The sequence below is a fragment of the Paenibacillus sp. RRE4 genome (assembly GCF_031844205.1).
GTDB classification, from domain to species: Bacteria; Bacillota; Bacilli; order Paenibacillales; family Paenibacillaceae; genus Paenibacillus; species Paenibacillus xylanexedens_B.
On record NZ_JAUZUT010000006.1, the window covers coordinates 43,308 to 63,028 of the forward strand.

The following is a 19,721-nucleotide window of genomic DNA, read 5'->3' on the forward strand; positions in this document are numbered from 1 at the left end:
CTACAATGTCATTTACATCAGACCTGACAAAACCAGATCAATGAGCTTGATGCCGATAAACGGTACAATTACACCACCAACACCATAGAGGAACACATTGCGGCTCAGCAGCCGTTCGGCAGACATCGGACGATATTTCACGCCTTTCATCGCAATCGGAATGAGCAACGGAATAATAATCGCATTAAAGATCAGTGCGGACAGAATTGCAGATTGCGGTGAAGAGAGATTCATAATGTTCAGTGCCTGAAGCTGTGGCATGGCGAGAATGAACATCGCCGGAATGATGGCAAAATACTTGGCGATATCGTTGGATATGGAAAAGGTGGTTAGCGCGCCGCGGGTAATCAGTAGCTGCTTACCAATGGAGACCACCGACAACAGCTTGGTCGGGTCAGAGTCCAGGTCAATCATGTTGGCCGCTTCCTTGGCCGCCATGGTTCCCGAATTCATCGCCAGGCCCACATCGGCCTGTGCCAGAGCAGGAGCATCATTGGTGCCGTCGCCGGTCATGGCGACAAGTTTGCCCTCCTGCTGTTCTTTTTTGATCGCCGCAATCTTGTCCTCAGGCTTCGCTTCCGCTATAAAATCATCCACACCCGCCTCCAGTGCGATCGTCGCTGCCGTCAGAGGGTTATCACCGGTGCACATTATTGTCTTGATACCCATGGCACGCATCTCGGCAAATTTCTCCTTGAGACCGGGTTTCACGGTGTCTTTCAAATAAATCACACCATAGACTCGGTTATGGATCGCTACCGCCAGTGGTGTCCCCCCGGCCTTTGCAATCCGTGTTGCGATTTCGTCCAGATCACCCGGTACACGTCCACCTTCGGAGGTTACATGCCGCTTGATTGCATCTACCGCGCCTTTGCGAATTTTTGTTCCATCACTCAAGTTCAGCCCAGACATGCGTGTTTCCGCAGTAAACTCAATAATATCGGCATTCGTATAGTTGCCTTCCTCCCAGCTCTGCCCCTGCTTACTTGCAAGTTCAACGACAGAACGACCTTCTGGCGTTTCATCTCGCACTGAAGCTTGAAGCGCCGCCCGTGTCATCTCAGGTACAGTCACGCCCTGAACCGGAATAAATTCAGAAGCCATCCGGTTGCCGTATGTGATCGTGCCTGTTTTGTCCAGAATCAACGTATCGATATCGCCAGCCGCTTCCACCGCTTTCCCTGACATGGCGAGCACGTTAAACTGTGTCACCCGATCCATACCAGCAATCCCTATGGCGGACAGCAGGCCGCCAATCGTGGTTGGAATCAGGCAGACAAGCAGCGCAATCAAGGTGGCCAGATCAAGCCGGATACCGAGATAATTAGCCATAGGGACCATCGTCAAAATGACGATCAGGAAGATTAGCGTTAATACGGCAAGAAGGGTAGTCAAGGCAATCTCGTTTGGCGTTTTCTGACGCTGTGCGCCTTCCACGAGAGAGATCATTCGATCCAGAAACGATTCGCCGGGATCGGTCTGAACTCGCATGATGATGTAATCAGAGGTCACCCGTGTACCTCCAGTGACTGAAGAGAAATCGCCGCCGGCTTCCTTGATCACCGGGGCGGACTCCCCTGTAATGGCCGATTCATCAATAGAGGCCAAACCTTCGATTATCTCACCGTCCGTTGGAATGAGTTGCCCGGCTTCCACACGGACGAGGTCCCCTTTTTTCAACTCAGTCGAAGCGACTTGTTTTACAGTTCCATCCTTCTGCAATAGACTGGCCATCGTATCCGATTTGGTCTTACGCAGGGTGTCCGCCTGTGCTTTGCCCCGCCCTTCAGCCAGCGCCTCAGCAAAATTGGCAAATAGCAGCGTGAAGAGCAGTATGAAAAATACAGCCACGTTGTATCCTCGCCCTGCATCCGAAGCGGTAAATAGATTGGGATCAATACATAATAGCAACGTAATGAATGTGCCGACTTCCACGATAAACATGACTGGATTTTTGATCATGACCATCGGATTCAGTTTTTTGAATGCATCTCGCATGGCCTGGAGCAACATGGATTTATTTAAAGATCGTTTCGACCCGGGATGATGCTGAACGTGGTTGATGCGTTGATGAATTTGTTCTTTGTTTCGTTCCACTGCATTCATTGTGAATGCCACCTCCATACTATACGTGCTTACTTCAATCCTTTGTCGTGCTTCCATATTTATTGGGTGTGTCGCTGTCGCTCCGCTGGCTTATTCGCCTGCCACTTCTTCAGCCATCACCATCTCGCATCGTTCACCTGCCGCTCATCGCACCATCGCCAAATGCTCCGCAATAGGACCAAGAGCCAGCGAAGGGAAAAATGTCAGCGCGCCTACGACCACAATCATCATGACCAGAATGCCTGCAAATAGCGGTGTATGCGTCCGTAGCGTTCCTGTGGTAACCGGGACAACCCGTTTCACAGCAAGTGAACCCGCTATCGCCAGCATCGCAATCATCGAGATATACCTTCCTAGCAACATCACAATCCCTATAGCGATATTGTAAAAGTCCGTGTTGGCGTTCAGTCCGGCAAAAGCCGATCCGTTATTGGCCGCTCCTGAGGCAAAAGCGTACAACACCTCGGTTAGCCCATGTGTAGCGCCATTGGAAATGGAAGCCACGGCCTCCGGATTTATTAAAGCGAGTGCGGTTGGCACGAGAATAATCAAGGGATGAATCAGCAGCGCGATACAGGCCAGCTTGATCTCTTTGCCTTCGATCTTTTTGCCCAGGAACTCCGGTGTCCGGCCGACCATTAACCCGCAGATAAAGACCGCAATGATCACATACAGCAGACCATTCAACAAACCTACACCCTTGCCGCCAAATACATTGTTTAGCATCATCTGAGCAAGAGAAACCAATCCCCCAAGCGGAGTAAGTGACTCATGCATATTGTTCACTGACCCCGTCGTTGCCGCCGTAGTTACAGCCGTAAACAGAGCCGATTCGGGAATGCCAAACCTGACCTCTTTACCTTCCATGTTGGTTTGTAATCCATTCGCATCCAGCGCAGGCACTCCGCGATACTCGGAAACAAATACCGTCGTCAGCATCACTAGAAACAGAACTCCCATTGCGGCAAACAACGCCCAGCCCTGCTTCCGATTGTTCACCATTAAGCCAAATGCATACACCAGCGCTGTCGGCAGCAACATCATACAAACGATATGCACCAGATTGCTCAGCGCGGTTGGATTTTCAAATGGATGCGCCGCATTGGTGCCGAACCAGCCCCCTCCGTTGGTTCCAATGTGTTTAATCGATTCCAGCGAAGCCACTAATCCGCGCGTAATGGTCTGCTGTGCACCCTCCAGCGTGGTTGCGTTCACCGCACCGGCCAGCGTCTGCGGCACCCCTTGAAATACAAGGAACAAGGCCACAATGAAGCTGAGCGGTAAAAAAATACGAGTAATCGACCGAACCAGGTCGACATAAAAGTTACCCAGATCATCCCGGCGTCCTACTAATCCGCGAATAAAGGCAATCGCCACCGCGAATCCCGTTGCCGCCGAGGTGAACATTGGAAACGTCACTGCCAGCAGTTGTGACAGATATGACAGAGCGTTCTCGCCCGTATAGGACTGCCAGTTGGTATTGGTCATAAACGACGCGGCTGTGTTAAAGGCCTGCGCTGCCGGCATATTATCGATCCCATCCGGATTGAGAGGCAGGAACTTTTGCAGCCGTAACACCAGAAACATCAGGATCAGCATGACCGCATTGGAGATGAGCACGGCAGACAGATATTTTTTCCACCCCATCGTTTCATCTTCCCGTACGCCCATCAGCCGATACAATAATCGCTCCGGTCCGCCAAACACACGATCAAGTCCCGTTCGTTGCCTGTCAAATACCCTCACCAAATAACTGCCCGCCGGCTTCACTAGCAGCAATATAATGAGTAGCGTGACCGCTACTTGCACTACACCGATACCCATATCTGCATATCCTCCCTAATTCCAACCTTGGTGTTTCCCACTAACCTACTCTTTATCTTCAGCTACAAGCACATTGTCTGAACAGTTACGTTAGAATTTCTCTGGCTTCACCAGCACGTACCCGAGATAGACAATCAGAGCCATGACAATCACGCCGATGAAAATCATCTTTTCGCCCTTCCTTTCTGCCTTCAGGCCTTCTCGCAAAATTTCACAAAGCCCCAAAACACCGCAAACAACAGTACGATCAGTCCAATCATCGTTGCATCATTCACCATGCGTCCTTCATCCCTCTCTTCTTTACCGTTCATCTTCCTTTGCTACAGAGAAAATCGTAATACGAATCGCTGTAAAAAGGGGGTAAAGAAATGCCGCTCTGGCTGTAAAAAAAGCGTAAAAAAGACCCGCTCTTCTCAGCGATCAGCTGAAAGAACGGGTCTGACGTAAATGCATATCAATGTAGGATTAAGGATTACATTGAATAGATCATCTTTTTTAAGAACTGCGAGTAGTCTTACCCTTCATTTCACGAATCTTGGTACTCGGACTACTGTTCATATATTTGTTGAAAAACTCTGGTTTGATTCCTGTCATATGATGAAAGAAAGATGTCTCTACTTTCCAATCCTGCTCGACCATATACCGAATATCTACCAGCCCTTTATTCGCAAGAAGATCAATGATCGTCCGAACCCGCATAGGTGTCTGCAAGGGGATCGTCTGATCATACGGTTCTCTTTCCAAATATCCCCTTCGATGCATTGCCGCATAAAAATTACGGTGTGCTTTGGCATCCATCAACCCCAGATCCGCTGCACGGTATCCTAACACTTGCAAGGATGTCTTCCATTTATTTTTCAAATCAAGATATTGGTCTGGATTGGTTAGTTGGGAAATGGCTTGCATATCTTGTGTAAATTCTTCTTCCGGTAATAAAAATGCACCTGCGAACAGATTGGCTTCATTTTCAATGCCCTTATGCTCTTTGCGATCCAGATTTACGAACTCCAGGCGATAGTGAAGCAACAAATGACCAAGCTCATGAGCGATATCAAAATTTCTACGCACGGCCGAGCGTTTAATGTTGCCTAAGATGATGAAAGGACGATCCTCTTTCGTCCACAGACTGTAGGCATCAATCCCCTCGCCAATGGCCTTCTCGAAGACGTACACTCCGCTTTTTTCAATCCAGAACATCAGGTTTTCATTTGTTGTCTGCTCCAGATTCAGCCGCTCCCGCGCAAGCTTTGCAACATATTGAATCTGGGCTTTACGATCATCCTGTGATTGATTCATGTACTGGATCGCTTCTTCCCTAAGTTCAATAATCTTCAAGGTAGGAAGGCTGATCTGAGCAGTAATATAGTTTACAAAGGTATCCAGATACTCCACATGCTTTGCCTCTGTCTGTGTCTTGGAGATCACATTCATCACCTTGGATCGATACGCAATGTTCATCACGTTGATGTTACCTTGGTTGTTACGCTCAGTTAATTTGTCCTTCTCATAAAAATACTTGCTCTTCACACTGAAAATCCGTTTCAATTCATTAACGATAGGCACTTTGGGGGAAGTGTACGCATTTTCATACTGCCAGACCGCCTGCTCGGTCACACCCAGTTTTTCGGAAAGCTCCTTTCTCGAATACCCATGCATGATGCGCAGATTGGTCAGATTTTCACCCATGAACACACGGTTTCCTCCTTAAAATATAAGTTAAACTAAGATGATTACACGGACCACTCCGATGACAGAACAACCTGGAGAGCAGCTGTTATCCCCAGATTTTTTTGATTCCCTTTTTTCAAAGGGAAAATCCGGTGATAAAGGCGAACGCTTCGCTTTTTCAGGTTTTTTCTGTCCTCTCCGTTACTGTGTAATTAAATAGTTCAACTTATAGAGGCTAGGGGTGGGGTTACCCCTGCCGTTCTTCTTCCAAAATTTCAATATCATATGCTGCCGGATCAAGTATATCGTCCACGTCGGGCGCAAGAACTTCACGTTCATGATCGCTAAGTTCCGCACCTGAGATGAGATCAGACAGATCTTCTATAAAATAGGCTATATTATCATGCGGATTAGGCAAATAGTGCTTTATAGCGGATATTTGATACGCATCATCAATAGCATAGGTGAGAATGTGAAACTCATTATACAGAGATGACAGCTGTTTAAGTTCTTCTTTTACACGAGTAACTTGGCTTACTTGAATAGGCAAGGAAAGCTGCACTACCTTTTCGGAATGATCCGTATCACTCAGGGGTGGCTCTATCGGAAAGTCCAAACCCACATTAATTTTGGACAGGTCATGTAAATATGTGCGCATTATCCCCTTTCGGTCTTCACCCGTAGGTAGTTTTGCCCGAGAAAAACATTTTTCATTAAAGTAAGCTGCATTTTTTATCAAAAACAGAACTTTGGAGTCCTTATGTGTGAATTGAAGATAATCCCAAGTCAAACCTGCTTTGGACTTTTTATGCGTGAACGCTTTTCCGTCGTCTTCCTTACAGTATTCAGCAATTTTGCTCTCTATGAAGTTACCCTTTGTCCAAGCAAATGCCGAACTAATCTCCATGTTATCTCGTCGATCTATACGGTGCTCAATATATTCTCGGTACCCTTCGATAATAGCTTTAACAATCATCTGACTATGCTCAGGCTTGAATTTATATTGTTCCATATATATCACTCCGATTCAGAAGGTATAAAGGCTTCTTTTATTTTAAATGATATACCCCAGATATGATATGATTTTTTCTTATATTTTTAAAGTGAACAAATTACTGTATTAACTCACAACTTACCCAAACGGATTCTGCGCCCACTGTGTCAGCCGTTTTTTGGTGATCCGTCCATGTGAAGTGTGTTGAATAACCTGCCCTTGATCGAGTAGTAACACCTGTGGCGATTCATGGCGAACCTCGGTCTCTTCCGCGATGTGGCGAGATAATGGACGGTTCTCGATGACTTTCACCATCCGATATTCCATCGCCTGCTTCGGATCGGATGCATTTGTGCCGACAAAAGCCATGAACTCTCTATATGCTCGCGCACTAACGGGACAAGTTGTGCTGTGTTTCAGCAAAAGCACCGGATGATCTTGCGAACGTTGGAGCACCTCTTGCCAATCCTCAAGTTTATGTAATTCCAGAACATGCTCGCTTAACATCTCATGCGAATCGGCACCTGTACGTTTACTGACCACGGCACCGATCACCACGCCGAGGGCGGCGCCAAAAGCGATGCCCAGCCCAATCTGCCCCGTAGCTGTACCAAAGCTTGCACCAAGGGCCACACCGACTCCGAGCCAAAGTGCCTGATGATTTACCTTTTTCTCCACATCAAGTCATCCTTTCTCTACGTATGAATCAAGCGATTCGAAGCTATATATGCCGAACGACTAAACAGGCTTTTCCTGAATACTTCAATGATCATGTTTCTATCTCATATTTTGTTCAAATTATAGCACAGCCCCTGCACACAAGCTTTCAGAATCTGCATCTTTCGGGTACATAATTGTGTTACACTGATGGTAATTTGGAAACGATGAACATAAGAGCAACTGAAAGGCGGAAATCCAATATGACATACGCTTTTACGATTGAACCACCGGAATATTATGCACTGGACAACGAGCCTGAGTTAATGGCCAAGTGTCAGGAATGGGGCCTGATTTCGGCGAAAGCAACTAAACTTAAAACATTTTATTATAAAGGCAACGGGCTGAACCTGCCCTGTAACATTTTAGGCTTTGTCGATCACATGACAGCTGTAATTGAGCTGGATAATGGACAAAAACACTGCATTCACCCGTCCTATCTCAAAGAAATGCAGGCCTCGGGCTACAGCACCAGAGGATTAACCGGAGCGGGAGCAGAGACGGGAACGGAACAGGGCTACACTACACAAGCCCATGCTTCCGATGAAACATCTGCCCAGGACGACTCGCCAGCCGAGCTGGTTGATCCGGAGGATGACATGGATGGGCCAGATTCCTTCTCCGAGCTCAAAGGTGATCCTGACGGATTGGTGGAGGAATACATGGGGCCCCAGGCAGGGAACAATGCCGATGTGACTTCAGAAACCAAACCTAAAACCAAAGCTGCACCGAAAACAAAAGCCGTTAAAATCGATCTGCCCGAAGGCAAAGTGAAGATGAGCGGGGTGGTTAAGGAGTTTACGACAGTACCCAACCATTTCTCGGATAATGACGATGAAGTTATCATTTATGAGTCTGTAACCATTATGGAGCCTGATGTCATTGAGGTTGGAGAGGCTTGGTCCAGTCACAGTGCAACGATGAAGAAACAGGAATTAGAAGTTGGCGATGTGCTAACCTTTGAAGCTAAAATCATTAAAAAGAAGTTGACCCGCAATCCGGTACCATACAAAATCAACAACCCGTCCAAGATTCAGAAGGAAGATTAGTCTTTCGTTTATAAAAAAAAGCAACAAAAAACCTCCACGCTGCAATATGTAGCGAATGGAGGTTTTTTTCAGCTAGTTATTAGTTATTACGTATTTTATGGTTCAACGCTTGAAACTTAGCACATACGCCCAGCCTATAACTGTCCCTATGCTTGTCCAGGTGTAGCGCTAATTTGGAACAGTACGCCGAACTTATCGGTTACATTACCGTAAGCCGGGCTCCAGAACGTTTCCTGAATCGGCATATTCACTTTACCGCCCACTTCAAGTTTACTGAAAATGTCCTTCGCTTGCTCAGCTGTATCCGTATTGACCGTCACCGTGATATTATCTCCAATGGTGTGAGGCATGCCGGGCAGTGTATCCGATAACATCAGCACCGAACTGCCGATTTGCAGAGACGCATGCATAATCCAGTCTTTGGCTTCTGGTGGAATCGGATGCTCCGGACTGGATGGGCCTTCCCCAAACGTCTGCATTGCGAGCACTTCAGCACCAAATGCCTCTTTGTAGAACTCGACAGCTTCACGCCCGTTACCGTTAGTTACAAGGTACACATTCAAGCTAATTGCCATGGATTGTTCATCTCCTTGGATTCGTGTAGTTTATGGGTCAGGCCACTTGCGACATGAGTATATAGGAACGAATTGTCCTTTGACAAGCACAAGTTTCCACTCTATACGGTGACCGTTACTGAGCTATATTTCCCAACATCTTCTTCTCCCATTCTCTACCTCATCCTCCCCCTCTCTACTCAAGAAAAAAGCCACTCTCCCGAGTACTTTCGGTCGAATGGCTATAAAAGTTATATTCAGTTATTACCCGTGTGATGCAAGTCTGTACTACTCTTTCCTATACTTATTGTGCCTGCACAATGCGATCGATTTCACTTTTTAACAAAAGATATCGATGCACACTTCTCATAATAGGTACTTTGGTGAGTTTGTTTTTATCCACGTATAATTTCATCTGGTCTTTACTCAGCCCTAGCAGGTTGCCCGCCTCAGTTACCGTCAATACCACTTCGGGATTCGTTGCGTTGAACGTCTTCTTTACCTTTTGGTTCCAGTCCTCAAATACCTGCATAGATTCACGATCTCTCCTATCCATAGCCAGTTATTTTCAGGCTGCGTACATTCAGTATAGCATACTTGTGATTATCGTCACTTATTCCTCTTTATGGCACTACGAAATGATCTCCTAATTCGTATGCTGTATATGACAAAAAGAGCCACGAAAACGCGGCCCTGTTCCAGATCACTATTAACGTTCCCTCTATGCTTCATCCCAGAAACGGCGCAGATTGTCCATGGCGATTTTGGAAGCGGCTTTGCATTCCTCCATGCCTTCGAACTCCACCGTGATGTTGCCATCGTAACCGGAGTCCTTGATCAGCTTGACGATTTTACGAATGGGGATATCACCATGACCCACAATTGCACCGCGCAGGAAGTTGCCATAGGTTGTGGTGAACCACTCCCCCTCCCCTGGATGCTCGTCATACGGACGGAAGTAGAAATCTTTAAAATGAATGAGCGAAGCGTACGGCAAATTTTTCATCACACCGATAATCGGATTTTCGTCTACACACATAAAGTTGCCAATATCCAGCGTTGTTTTAAAATTCGGCCGATCTACGGCATGCAATACTCGCTGAACCCGATCACTAGCCTGCACGCTGAACCCATGATTCTCAATCGTTGTGATCATCCCGTACTGCGCAGCATAATCCGCAATGATCTGGCTTCCCCTAACCATCAGAGGCAGATTCTGTTCAAACCAGGCAATCGTTGTGCTCTCCTTGGGCAGCCTGAATGCAGTAACGTCGTGGCGGAGATGCCGAACACCCATCCGGTGTGCCACATCCACATGTCTTTTGACCCGAGCCACCTCTTCTTCAAAAGCCTCTTCCGTCTCCTGCACGAAATTGGCCGGCATCGAATAGTTGGACAGTTCAATCCCAGCTGCTTCGGCGCGCTCCCGAATCGCATCCGCCAGTTCATGATTATCCTCCACCGTGTATCCGTAGGGAACCATCTCCATGTGCTCGCCGCCGTTTGCCGCAATCCACTCGATCACATCCAGTACCGTCATGGCTCCCGAATTCAGATCATTCAACAAACTGTACGTGCTCAGACCTACCTTCATCTGCTCCACTCCTATCGATATTGTTTGATGAACTGCACGGCTTTGCGAATATCCACTTCCGGTTGGTCCCCCACTTCGCGCTCAATGGTCAGATACCCTGTGTAACCAATATCCTGCAGCGCGGCAAAATAAGCATCAAAATCAACGGCCCCTTCACCTAACGGAACTTCACGGAAAAAGGCACCGGAAGCTACCATTTCGGCAATTTTCTCATGATCCATCGGAGCGTAACCCACCGCACCGTACACGTCCCGTGGATCGACCTCTTTCAGACGCAAACCATCCTTCACATGGGTATGCACGATATAATCCTTGAGCAGCTTCACACCCTGCACCGGATCATCTCCTGTCACCATCACCATATTTGCCGGGTCAAAGTTTACGGATACCCCGTTCGTGGAGAGGGTATCCAAGAAACTTTTCAGATCAGCAGCCGTTTCCGGCCCCGTCTCGATGGCAAAGTAGGCACCGACACTTTTGGCATACTGTCCCAGCTCTTCACATGCGGCGTGCAGTGTTTCGTATACTTCGGAAGAAGGATCGTGTGGAACAATACCGATATGTGTGGTCACAATATTTGTGCCCAGATCAAGAGCAAGATCAACAATTCGCTTGGACTTTTCCACTTTCCATGCATTGTCTTCCTTAACCTGAAAGCCGTGACCGCCCAGATCACCTACCAATGCTGAAATCTCAAGACCGAGACCCTCTATATAACTGCGAAGCTCTTTACGTGCCTCAGGAGACAAATTTTCCGGGTCCATTTCTCCCTTCACCGCGTAGATCTGTACCCCTTCTGCCCCCGCGTCCTTTGCTTTCAACAGCCCTTCCCGTACACCTACACCAAAACTGTCCACGATTACACCGATTTGATTGGTTAATTTCATGTCGTACCTCCCATGAGATTCAATGAGTTATGCTCTTTTACGTTTCAATCCATCGTGCATCAGTGAATTCAAAAATTATGTTATATAAGTTGAACTAAAGGAAGTTTTTACACGGAACACTCCGATGACAGAATAACCTGGAGAGTAGCGGTTATCCCCAGATTTTTTTGGATTCCCTTTTCCAAAGGGAAAAATCCGGTGATAAAGGCGAAGCCTATGCTTCCGATGCAGCTTTCTTACAGAAAGCTTGTAGCTTCGCTTTTTCAGGTTTTTTCTGTCCTCTCCGTTATAGTGTAAATGAATAGTTCAACTTAAATGGTATCAGCTCAAAGAAACAAGCTTTACCGACTTGATTTCATAGGGTTTAAACGTCAGTTTAAAAGCTCCCCCCTCGCAAGGGAGTGGGGCAAGCTCATCTTCCAGCAGATTAATGATTGAAGCACTCACGTTTCGTTCATTCCACTGCACCTGTACCGTTTCACGGCCTCCGCTTGATTCGTAGAAGCGCAGTACCGTTCCTGATTCGTCCTCGGCCACCTTGATCGTATCCAAAATGACATGTTCACTATGAGACTGTACCCAGCTGTGTTCAGAGGGTTTTACACCCACATGTGGTTTGGATGCAACCACCTGTACCGGATGATTCAGTTCCATCGCACGCCGTACAACATTAGCCTGACGCCAGTCTCCTGCATGTGGTAGCACCGAATATGTGAAGTCATGCTGCCCTTGATCGGCATATACATCCGGCCATTTTGGCGCTCGCAACAGCGAAAGACGAATGGTGCGATCCTTAATGTCGTAGCCATACTTGCAATCATTCAGCAAACTGATACCACTATTGCCCTCCGAAAGATCAGCCCAACGATGCCCGCACACCTCGAACTGTGCCCGTTCCCAACTCGTATTGTTATGCGTTGCCCGCTCCAAGGCACCAAACGGAATCTCATAGGTTGCTTTAGCCGCAACCAGATCTGCCGGAAACGCCACCTTGAGCAGCTTGTGACTTTCATTCCAGTCTACCCGAGTTTTGAAATCAACGCGCCGCTGGTGATGAAACAAAATTACATCCTGGCTAATCTCGGAATCATTCAGCTTCCAGCGGAAACGCAGTACATCCTGTACGGAGCCGCGCTGCACAATCTCTCTGGCGATCAGCTGCACAGCACATGCCCGTTGAGATTCAAACCGCGGATCAATATCCCACGCATCCCAGTACGTCGGTTTGTCATGGAAAAATTGCCACTCATTCGCTCGGTCACCCGGTTGCAACCATTCACGCTCTACGGTCTTGTCATACCATCTTGTGATCTCACCCAAGTCGTTAAATTCAAGCAAGTAGAACCCGGTTTCCCAACATGCAGGTATCTGCTCAAGCTTAGCCGAATCTTGTTCTGCGCATTTCAGTTGTATTTTTGCGTCTGGTGCTATTGTGTCCGCTTTAGTTGTTAACTCTCTTACTACCGCTTCAGATACTCTATCTGTTCCCTGTTCTATGGTTACCGCTATTTCTCCCTTTGCATATCGTTCTACTTCTTCCTCTGTCTCACGCACCCATATGGTGATATACCCGAAGGCAGGAATCGAAGGAACAAGAACATGCAGGCGAGCCTCATTTTCTTGCCCTTCCCGCTCTACCTCGCTAATCAAACGGTTCCCCTGACGATCATACGCCGCCAATACAGCTGATTCGTCTCCACATGAGATGCAGATCACTTCGCTTCGTTCCCAGCCAAGACTGTTGAAAACAACGTACGGCTTACCTGATACTTCATTCGTTGCAATGTTATCCGTGAGCGCCTCAAGTGACCCCTGCAACACGTCATCACCAAGCGCAAATACCTTCGTATACTCCTCGGCAGAAGTTACATACACTTCGGGAATCGACGTACCGGGAATGATATCATGGAACTGGTTCAGCATGATCAGCTTCCAGCCTTCATCAAGCATTTCCTTGCGATCCAACATCAGGCCGCGATTCTGATCCCACTGGCTCCAGATTTCTGCTTCGCGATAGAGCACCTCGGCCTTGCGATTGCTGCGTTTATTCCGCGCATGGGTTGTATATGTGCCGCGATGCAGCTCCAGATACAGGTCACCGTGCCACTTCGGCAGTGTTGGCTTACTCGCTGCAATCCCTTCAAAAAAAGCTCCTGCCGTGCTGAATTGACTGCTAGGTTGCCCTGCCATCAGATGGGAACGCTCGGCAAACTCCACCATCTCATTCGTCACACCGCCGCCACCATCGCCGTGCCCATAGAGCAACATCTGCTCCGCATGAACGTCTTTTTGCTTGTAGGACTGCCAGTGCTCATGCACATCCTTGGGACGTGTATGTTCATTTACACCATGATTCAGGTAAGACAGCACGGAGGTACCGTCAATCCCCACCCAGTCGAACAGGTCATACGGGAACACATTCGTATCATTCCAGTTTAGTTTGGTCGTCATAAAATAAGGAACGTCCGCAAGCCTCAGAATCTGAGGCAGCGAAGCGCAGTATCCAAACGTATCCGGCAGCCATTCAATATTTGAACGTTTGCCAAATTCCGACTGATAGAACTGCTGTCCGTACAAAATCTGGCGCACCAAGGACTCGCCGCTCGGAATATTCAAGTCCGGCTCCACCCACATGCCACCAACCAGTTCCCAACGCCCTTCAGCAATACGCGACTTCACCCGTTCATACAGCTCGGGATAATGCTCCTTTACAAAAGCATATAGTTGAGGCTGGCTCTGGGAGTACACAAAATCCGGATACGTATCCATTAGCGTACACATCGTAGAGAACGTCCGGCTCGATTTGCGCACGGTTTCCCGCACAGGCCAGAGCCAAGCCACATCAATATGAGACTGTCCAACCAGATGCATAAACCCGCTTCGATGCTGCTCCGGGTCTTGCCGCTCCACGGTCTGGGCGATTCTCTGCTCCAGCTCATGCAGCCATACACCATCCTGCCAGCGTCCCGGATCATGGTACATCTCATCCATCACCTGATGGACAGCCCGAACCAATGTTATGCGTTTCAAGTCCTTCTCCGGTAAAGCCTGCAGCGACTCGGATAGTACCATTATGCTGTACACCAGGCTCTGCAACGGTTGATTCACATGCACCAATGCCGCTCGTATCCCCTGAATCGGGGGCTGAATTACCGCTTGCCGATTCAAGGGATCATGCGGTTCAGGGATGGGATCATACAGCTCGATCTCCAGCTGTGGCGAGATTCCCACACGTTCTCTTGGAAGAGGTACGAAGGTATGGTTACGGTCCAGCCCGTGATAAGGAACACCGTTGACCTTCAACAACCCTTCCCCACCCGCTTCGAAAATGAATCCGATAGCCTCACCCTGCCACGTCTCAGGAATCTGCACTCTTTTGCTCAGAAAATACGTCGTTCCGTGTGTGCTGTTCAACGGATTCAGGGAATGCTGGATCGCCTCGTTCCCTTCCTGTTCAGATGCGTGCTCCAGACCATACGCATATCCCTGCTCATACTCGTACTCCCCCGGCCGAATATATCGGGCGCGCTTCATCTGCCATTCGGGAAGCTCAACGGCTTCCAGCCACTGCTGCTGCTTCAAATCCTCGATAAACCGCTGGATTCGGATCATGCCTTCACCTCCACCTGTTGTACATGCAGACTGCAAGCCGTCCAGTCCACAGAGCTGCGTCCGACCATCAGCTTGAACTCACCCGGTTCTACCACAGACTGGAGACGGGAGTCGATCAGTGATAGATGTTCTTTTTGGACAGGAAACGTTACGGTTCGGGTCTCTCCTGGCTCCAGATGGACTTTGCTGAAACCTTTCAAGGCGATTTCAGCCCGGGTAACGGAAGCCGACACATCGGTAATATACAGCTGCACGACCTCTTTGCCTGCTACGGCACCCACATTCGTCACCTCGACCTGAACCTGCGCCTCTTCGTCCGGTCTAATCACTTCCGGTATTACTCGAACGTTGTCGTACTTGAAATCCGTGTAGCTCAGCCCATGTCCGAAGGCATATTGCGGCGTTAGATCCATCTCCAAATACCGTTTACCGCGCGTCCGTTTCGCATGATAGTACACGGGAAGCTGACCTACATGTTTGGGAATGGATATGGTCAGTCGTCCCGATGGATTCACATCCCCGAACAGTACATCTGCGATGGCATTACCCCCTTCCTGCCCCGGATACCACGCTTCCAGAATGGCTGGAATGTGCTCGTCGATCCAGGGTTCGGCAATGGGACGCCCGTTAATATACACCACAACGACCGGCTTCCCCAGTTTATGTATTTCCTGTACCAGTTCCAGCTGCACACCCATCAGGTTCAACGAAGAACGGTCAATACCTTCCCCGCACTCCATATCATTCCACGGATCATTGGTCACCACGGATGCCCCTGTTCGCAGATCAATCGTCCCTTCGCCGAAATCACGAGCACTTGATCCACCCATCACCATAACGATGACATCGGCCTGCTCCGCACATGCAAGCGCCTGAGCAAAACCTTCTCTCGAATCACCCTTGATCCGACATCCGGGCGCGTACAGCACCTGAGCAGTATCCGTCCCACCGAGTTTGCGTGTGATACCATCCAGCACCGTCACAATCTGCTCTCTTGGCTGCGGCGAGGTATAATCTCCAAGCTGGTTATAGATATGGTTAGCGTTCGGCCCGATCACAGCCAGTTTGGCTGCCTGAGTAGCAAGCGGCAGCAAATGGTCTTCATTTTTCAACAGGACGATTCCCTCTTGTGCCACCTCACGTGCAAGCCCGACATGCTTCTCACACCCGATAACCTTCTCTGCAAAATCAGGATCAACATACGGCTGCTCAAACAAACCAAGCCTGAATTTCATCTCCAACACCCGTCGCACCGCCAAATTCAGTTCTGCCTCTTCCAGTAAACCCTGTTCAAGCGCCTGTGCCAGATGTTTGCGGTACATGAATCCGGACATCTCCATATCTACACCTGCCCGAAGGGACTGTGCCACAGCCTGCTCTCCATTCTCTGCCGTGTTGTGTCCGTTCACCAGCATCTGGATCGCCCCAAAATCGGTAATGACAAATCCGTCAAACCCCCACTCTTCCCGCAAAAGATCATGAAGCAGGTACGTACTGGACGTACACGGCACGCCATCGATCTCGTTATAGGCCGTCATGACCGAGCAGGCTCCGGCTTCCACTGCTTGTTTGAACGGAAACAGGTCAATTTCATGCAACTCACGCATTCCCATATGGACTGGTGCCGCGTTACGCCCCCCCTCTGAACTGCCGTACGCTGCAAAATGTTTAAGTGTCGCCACCACCGTCCGGTCTGAATCAAGCCGATCTCCCTGCAATCCGTAGATGGCTTCTACAGCGAACTGACCGATCAGATACGGGTCTTCGGCAAAACACTCCTCCGTCCGTCCCCATCTCGGGTCACGCACCACATCAAGTACCGGAGAATACGTGGCTGCGCCGCCCTGACTCCGGGTTTCCACAGCGATCGCCTCGCACATCCTGCGATATAACTCTGTATTCCATGTGCTACCTACCGTTATCGGCACAGGAAAGACCGTTGCACCAATGGCCATATGCCCGTGGGAGCATTCTTCTCCAAACAAAATCGGAATGCCTAACCGGGAATGTTCTATCGCATATTGCTGAATCACATTCGTAGCGACCGCGCCTTGCCGCGGTGTCAGACCTGTCTCCAACGTCACTTCCGTCCATGGATCTGCCCTGAGTACACCGTACAACGAGCCGACACCGCCCAGCGCCATGTCCGCCTCGAACTCTTCGGTTACCCGTACCGTACCGTCTGCCGCTTTCGTGTACGTTTTCCATCCCATAGGCTGGATCAACTGTCCGATCTTCTCTGCCGTGGTCATTCGTTCGAGCAGATCCTGTACCCGCTCCTGAATGGGAAGCGATGCATCTTTGTAGCCTGTTTGCGTTTGCATGTGCACATTCTCCTCCTGCCTGTGAATTGGTCGTGCGAGCACCTTACATGGCCTTGCGATAGTCGCTTGGAGCCATTCCGACGACATTTTTAAAAGCGCGGTTGAAGGAATTGTAGTTGGTATAGCCCACTTCCTCACTGATCTCCTGAATGGCTTTGTCCGTCTGTTGCATGAGCTGTTTGGCTTTTTCGATCCGGTGACTGATAAGCAGATCCACGAATTTCTCCCCGATCTCATCTTTGAAAAGCTTGCTCAGATACTTCGGATTGATATCGAACAGATCACTAAGGTAATTCAGCGACAGATCGGGATTGTTGTAATGCTCTTCGATATATTTGCGAATCTCCAGAATATGTGACCGATGTTTACGAGAGCATTGCAGTGTCTCCATCTGCCGCGCCAGTTCACGGAACCCTTCCAGACACAGCTCGCGCAGATCATCCAGCGTCTCCCAACCTTCCAGCCGTGGCAACAATGGCGTAAATATCGCCGCCCATGACTCCTGATATTCACGCGGAAGCTCGGCAAATTCACGATTATAATGCTGGAATAGCAGTTGAACCGTGTTCATAATCTCCTGACGGGACAGAACAGACTCGCGAATCTGCTTAAACAGCCGTTCAAAATGCTGTTCCCAAATATCGTCCGATAGCCGCATCGTCTGTACTAGCAAGGAGATGGTCTTAAGAAACTCATACACATCATTCGTGGAACTCGGTACATCTCCGCATGGTATGATCCGATTCGTGCCCAGAACCGCCTTGTACTCCAGGGCATGCACAGCCTCTTTAAGCGAAGCCCGAAGCCCGCGAATATCCACAGCAACCCGGCCCACACCAATGGTTATGGTAAAGTTCAAATACTGACCCACCTGATTCAGATAACCGCTGAGCAAGCGTTGCTCTGTCTCTTCGGACTGTTCCGTCTCAGGTAACCACAGGATGGCATTCAGTCGCTGACTTGAGACCCACTCTGCCCATACCTCGGTACCTTCTTGCCTTGCACTTTCCTGCAAAATGCTCGACAGCACAAATTTCAGGAGAGCTTGATCCTGCTGATGATACTCATCCACAAACACGTCGTATCGATCCATCTCCACCACCATCACCACCCAGCGATGCTCTAATTCCGGTAGCTTGAACTTGCTCATCTCCGCAGATAACTCATGACAGGTGTATTCCCGCGTACCTTCCAGCAGTTCCTGAAAGAAGACCTTCTTCTGCAAAATCAGATTCTCTTCATGCTCCTCCTGATATTGCTTCGTCTGATCGATCATGCGCTCCAGCGTGGTATGAATGAAACGAAATTCATTCTCCTTGCCATAGTTCAGTCCTGACGGTTTCTGTGAGGAGACCGTCTGAATCAGGGTAACAATCTGCTGGATCGGTTTATAGTTTCTACGCGTCACATAGACGACCCACACAACCCCGATCAGCACAACAGCGACGGCGAAAATAAACCAGATATTATAAAATTGCAGCGTAAACTTGATGATTTTCCCGTTATTTAGCCCCGTCTGTACCTTCCAGCCGCTATAGCTGGATGTGAATTCAGAGAAAACCTCTCCCGAAGCGGAAGCTGGCTTGGAAGCAAGCATCTCAGCATCAGGCGTATCCCCACGCCAGAGACTTCCCCCGGATCGGTTATAGATGTTCACAAACGTAAATTCAGGGTCGTACATCTGCATAATGGACTTTTGCAGCGTATTCAACTCAACGTTGGTCACTACAAGACCTCTGCCGTTCCCGACATTCCGCACAATCGTAATGACCTGCTCCGCCGATTGGGAATGAAACGCCTTGAATAACCGTGCGCCGACCCACTTCTGCTCATCCTTCGTCCGGCTGTCTGCAATAAAGGCTGCATCGGGGAATTCGTTGATCGGAACAGCCTTGCCATTGCTAAAAACAGTGTTATCGCTGTACCTGACCAGGTAGACCGAGTCGATCAGCGGATATTCTATCTTCAATTCATCGATGACCTTAACGGCCTGGATGCCGGCATAGACATCCTCGCCGCCCGACACCGAGAAATAATTTTTCAGATTAGAGTTGGTCAAAATCTCGCGCAACACCTTGAAATCAATGGAACGCAAGGAATTATCCAGATACTGTGTCACCTGTGAAGCCAAAAATTCATTGGCCTTGAGCGCTTCCCTCCGGTTCTGCTCATTGAATACCTGAAAGAAAATGAAAAATAAAATCGTCGTCACAATAAAAAAAATAGGCAAATACGATAACAGCAAACGTCTGAACCAATTGTTGTTCATCTCCGCGCCCCCCACCAATCCATTTCATGTTGCATGACGACAAACCACTTGTGCCGTGCCCCTGTTCACAAAGTTTTCATAATTATGCGTTCATTATATCGAATGACGTGGGGTTGTCATAGG

The 19,721-nt window shown here is 48.8% G+C and carries 14 protein-coding genes; 1 reads left to right on the top strand and 13 read right to left on the bottom strand.

Going from position 1 to position 19,721, the window contains the following annotated elements; genetic code table 11:
* Positions 1-12 precede the first annotated feature (12 nt).
* From kdpB to ytxJ, 6 genes are all read right to left on the bottom strand, one after another.
* On the bottom strand, positions 13-2,106 hold the full coding sequence (gene kdpB, locus Q9R46_RS22510; protein ID WP_311281872.1) for a potassium-transporting ATPase subunit KdpB: 2,094 nt from the start codon (positions 2,104-2,106) through the stop codon (positions 13-15).
* Positions 2,107-2,250: 144 nt separating this feature from the next.
* Positions 2,251-3,924, bottom strand: a complete 1,674-nt coding sequence (gene kdpA / locus Q9R46_RS22515; protein ID WP_311281950.1) for a potassium-transporting ATPase subunit KdpA — start codon at positions 3,922-3,924, stop codon at positions 2,251-2,253.
* A 96-nt stretch (positions 3,925-4,020) separates the two neighbouring features.
* Entirely contained in the window at positions 4,021-4,098 is a 78-nt protein-coding gene (locus Q9R46_RS28630; RefSeq protein ID WP_090924284.1) for a potassium-transporting ATPase subunit F, read from the bottom strand.
* A 327-nt stretch (positions 4,099-4,425) separates the two neighbouring features.
* The gene (locus tag Q9R46_RS22520; RefSeq protein WP_311281873.1) at positions 4,426-5,622 is read right to left on the bottom strand and encodes a spr1629 family repressor/antitoxin; all 1,197 of its coding nucleotides are present in this window, start codon (positions 5,620-5,622) and stop codon (positions 4,426-4,428) included.
* Positions 5,623-5,845: 223 nt separating this feature from the next.
* Positions 5,846-6,610 carry a spr1630 family ClpXP-sensitive toxin gene (locus Q9R46_RS22525; protein WP_311281874.1) on the bottom strand — a complete coding sequence of 255 codons (765 nt, stop codon included), beginning with the start codon at positions 6,608-6,610 and terminating at the stop codon, positions 5,846-5,848.
* 120 nt (positions 6,611-6,730) lie between these two features.
* Positions 6,731-7,270: a bacillithiol system redox-active protein YtxJ gene (gene ytxJ, locus Q9R46_RS22530; protein WP_311281875.1), complete on the bottom strand. Its 540-nt coding sequence runs from the start codon at positions 7,268-7,270 to the stop codon at positions 6,731-6,733.
* Positions 7,271-7,512: 242 nt separating this feature from the next.
* Here ytxJ and Q9R46_RS22535 point away from each other — a divergent pair, with 242 nt between their 5' ends.
* Positions 7,513-8,358 (top strand): hypothetical protein, encoded by an 846-nt coding sequence (locus tag Q9R46_RS22535; protein ID WP_311281876.1) that lies wholly within the window; start codon positions 7,513-7,515, stop codon positions 8,356-8,358.
* Between the two features lie 146 nt (positions 8,359-8,504).
* Here the strand turns inward: Q9R46_RS22535 and Q9R46_RS22540 are convergent, their stop codons facing one another.
* From Q9R46_RS22540 to Q9R46_RS22570, 7 genes are all read right to left on the bottom strand, one after another.
* Positions 8,505-8,933: a VOC family protein gene (locus Q9R46_RS22540; RefSeq protein WP_145336034.1), complete on the bottom strand. Its 429-nt coding sequence runs from the start codon at positions 8,931-8,933 to the stop codon at positions 8,505-8,507.
* Between the two features lie 283 nt (positions 8,934-9,216).
* Positions 9,217-9,444 carry a DNA-binding protein gene (locus Q9R46_RS22545; protein ID WP_311281877.1) on the bottom strand — a complete coding sequence of 76 codons (228 nt, stop codon included), beginning with the start codon at positions 9,442-9,444 and terminating at the stop codon, positions 9,217-9,219.
* Between the two features lie 189 nt (positions 9,445-9,633).
* A complete protein-coding gene (locus tag Q9R46_RS22550) occupies positions 9,634-10,506 on the bottom strand; it encodes a sugar phosphate isomerase/epimerase family protein (protein ID WP_311281878.1) in 873 nt (290 codons plus the stop codon).
* Positions 10,507-10,517: 11 nt separating this feature from the next.
* On the bottom strand, positions 10,518-11,393 hold the full coding sequence (locus tag Q9R46_RS22555; RefSeq protein ID WP_311281879.1) for a sugar phosphate isomerase/epimerase family protein: 876 nt from the start codon (positions 11,391-11,393) through the stop codon (positions 10,518-10,520).
* Between the two features lie 321 nt (positions 11,394-11,714).
* Positions 11,715-15,005 carry an alpha-mannosidase gene (locus tag Q9R46_RS22560; protein WP_311281880.1) on the bottom strand — a complete coding sequence of 1,097 codons (3,291 nt, stop codon included), beginning with the start codon at positions 15,003-15,005 and terminating at the stop codon, positions 11,715-11,717.
* Positions 15,002-17,329 (bottom strand): glycoside hydrolase family 3 N-terminal domain-containing protein, encoded by a 2,328-nt coding sequence (locus tag Q9R46_RS22565; RefSeq protein WP_311281881.1) that lies wholly within the window; start codon positions 17,327-17,329, stop codon positions 15,002-15,004. The genes Q9R46_RS22560 and Q9R46_RS22565 overlap by 4 nt, the downstream gene beginning before the upstream one ends.
* A 43-nt stretch (positions 17,330-17,372) precedes the next feature.
* A complete protein-coding gene (locus Q9R46_RS22570) occupies positions 17,373-19,598 on the bottom strand; it encodes a helix-turn-helix domain-containing protein (protein ID WP_311281882.1) in 2,226 nt (741 codons plus the stop codon).
* Positions 19,599-19,721: the final 123 nt, after the last annotated feature.

What these genes read in the sequence shown, in the direction of transcription:
- kdpB (WP_311281872.1), bottom strand. Translation starts at nt 2,106, where the DNA reads ATGAATGCAGTGGAACGAAACAAAGAACAAATTCATCAACGCATCAAC.
- Q9R46_RS28630 (WP_090924284.1), bottom strand. Translation starts at nt 4,098, where the DNA reads ATGATTTTCATCGGCGTGATTGTCATGGCTCTGATTGTCTATCTCGGG.
- Q9R46_RS22525 (WP_311281874.1), bottom strand. Translation starts at nt 6,610, where the DNA reads ATGGAACAATATAAATTCAAGCCTGAGCATAGTCAGATGATTGTTAAA.
- Q9R46_RS22535 (WP_311281876.1), top strand. Translation starts at nt 7,513, where the DNA reads ATGACATACGCTTTTACGATTGAACCACCGGAATATTATGCACTGGAC.
- Q9R46_RS22540 (WP_145336034.1), bottom strand. Translation starts at nt 8,933, where the DNA reads ATGGCAATTAGCTTGAATGTGTACCTTGTAACTAACGGTAACGGGCGT.
- Q9R46_RS22545 (WP_311281877.1), bottom strand. Translation starts at nt 9,444, where the DNA reads ATGCAGGTATTTGAGGACTGGAACCAAAAGGTAAAGAAGACGTTCAAC.
- Q9R46_RS22550 (WP_311281878.1), bottom strand. Translation starts at nt 10,506, where the DNA reads ATGAAGGTAGGTCTGAGCACGTACAGTTTGTTGAATGATCTGAATTCG.
- Q9R46_RS22555 (WP_311281879.1), bottom strand. Translation starts at nt 11,393, where the DNA reads ATGAAATTAACCAATCAAATCGGTGTAATCGTGGACAGTTTTGGTGTA.
- Q9R46_RS22560 (WP_311281880.1), bottom strand. Translation starts at nt 15,005, where the DNA reads ATGATCCGAATCCAGCGGTTTATCGAGGATTTGAAGCAGCAGCAGTGG.
- Q9R46_RS22565 (WP_311281881.1), bottom strand. Translation starts at nt 17,329, where the DNA reads ATGCAAACGCAAACAGGCTACAAAGATGCATCGCTTCCCATTCAGGAG.
- Q9R46_RS22570 (WP_311281882.1), bottom strand. Translation starts at nt 19,598, where the DNA reads ATGAACAACAATTGGTTCAGACGTTTGCTGTTATCGTATTTGCCTATT.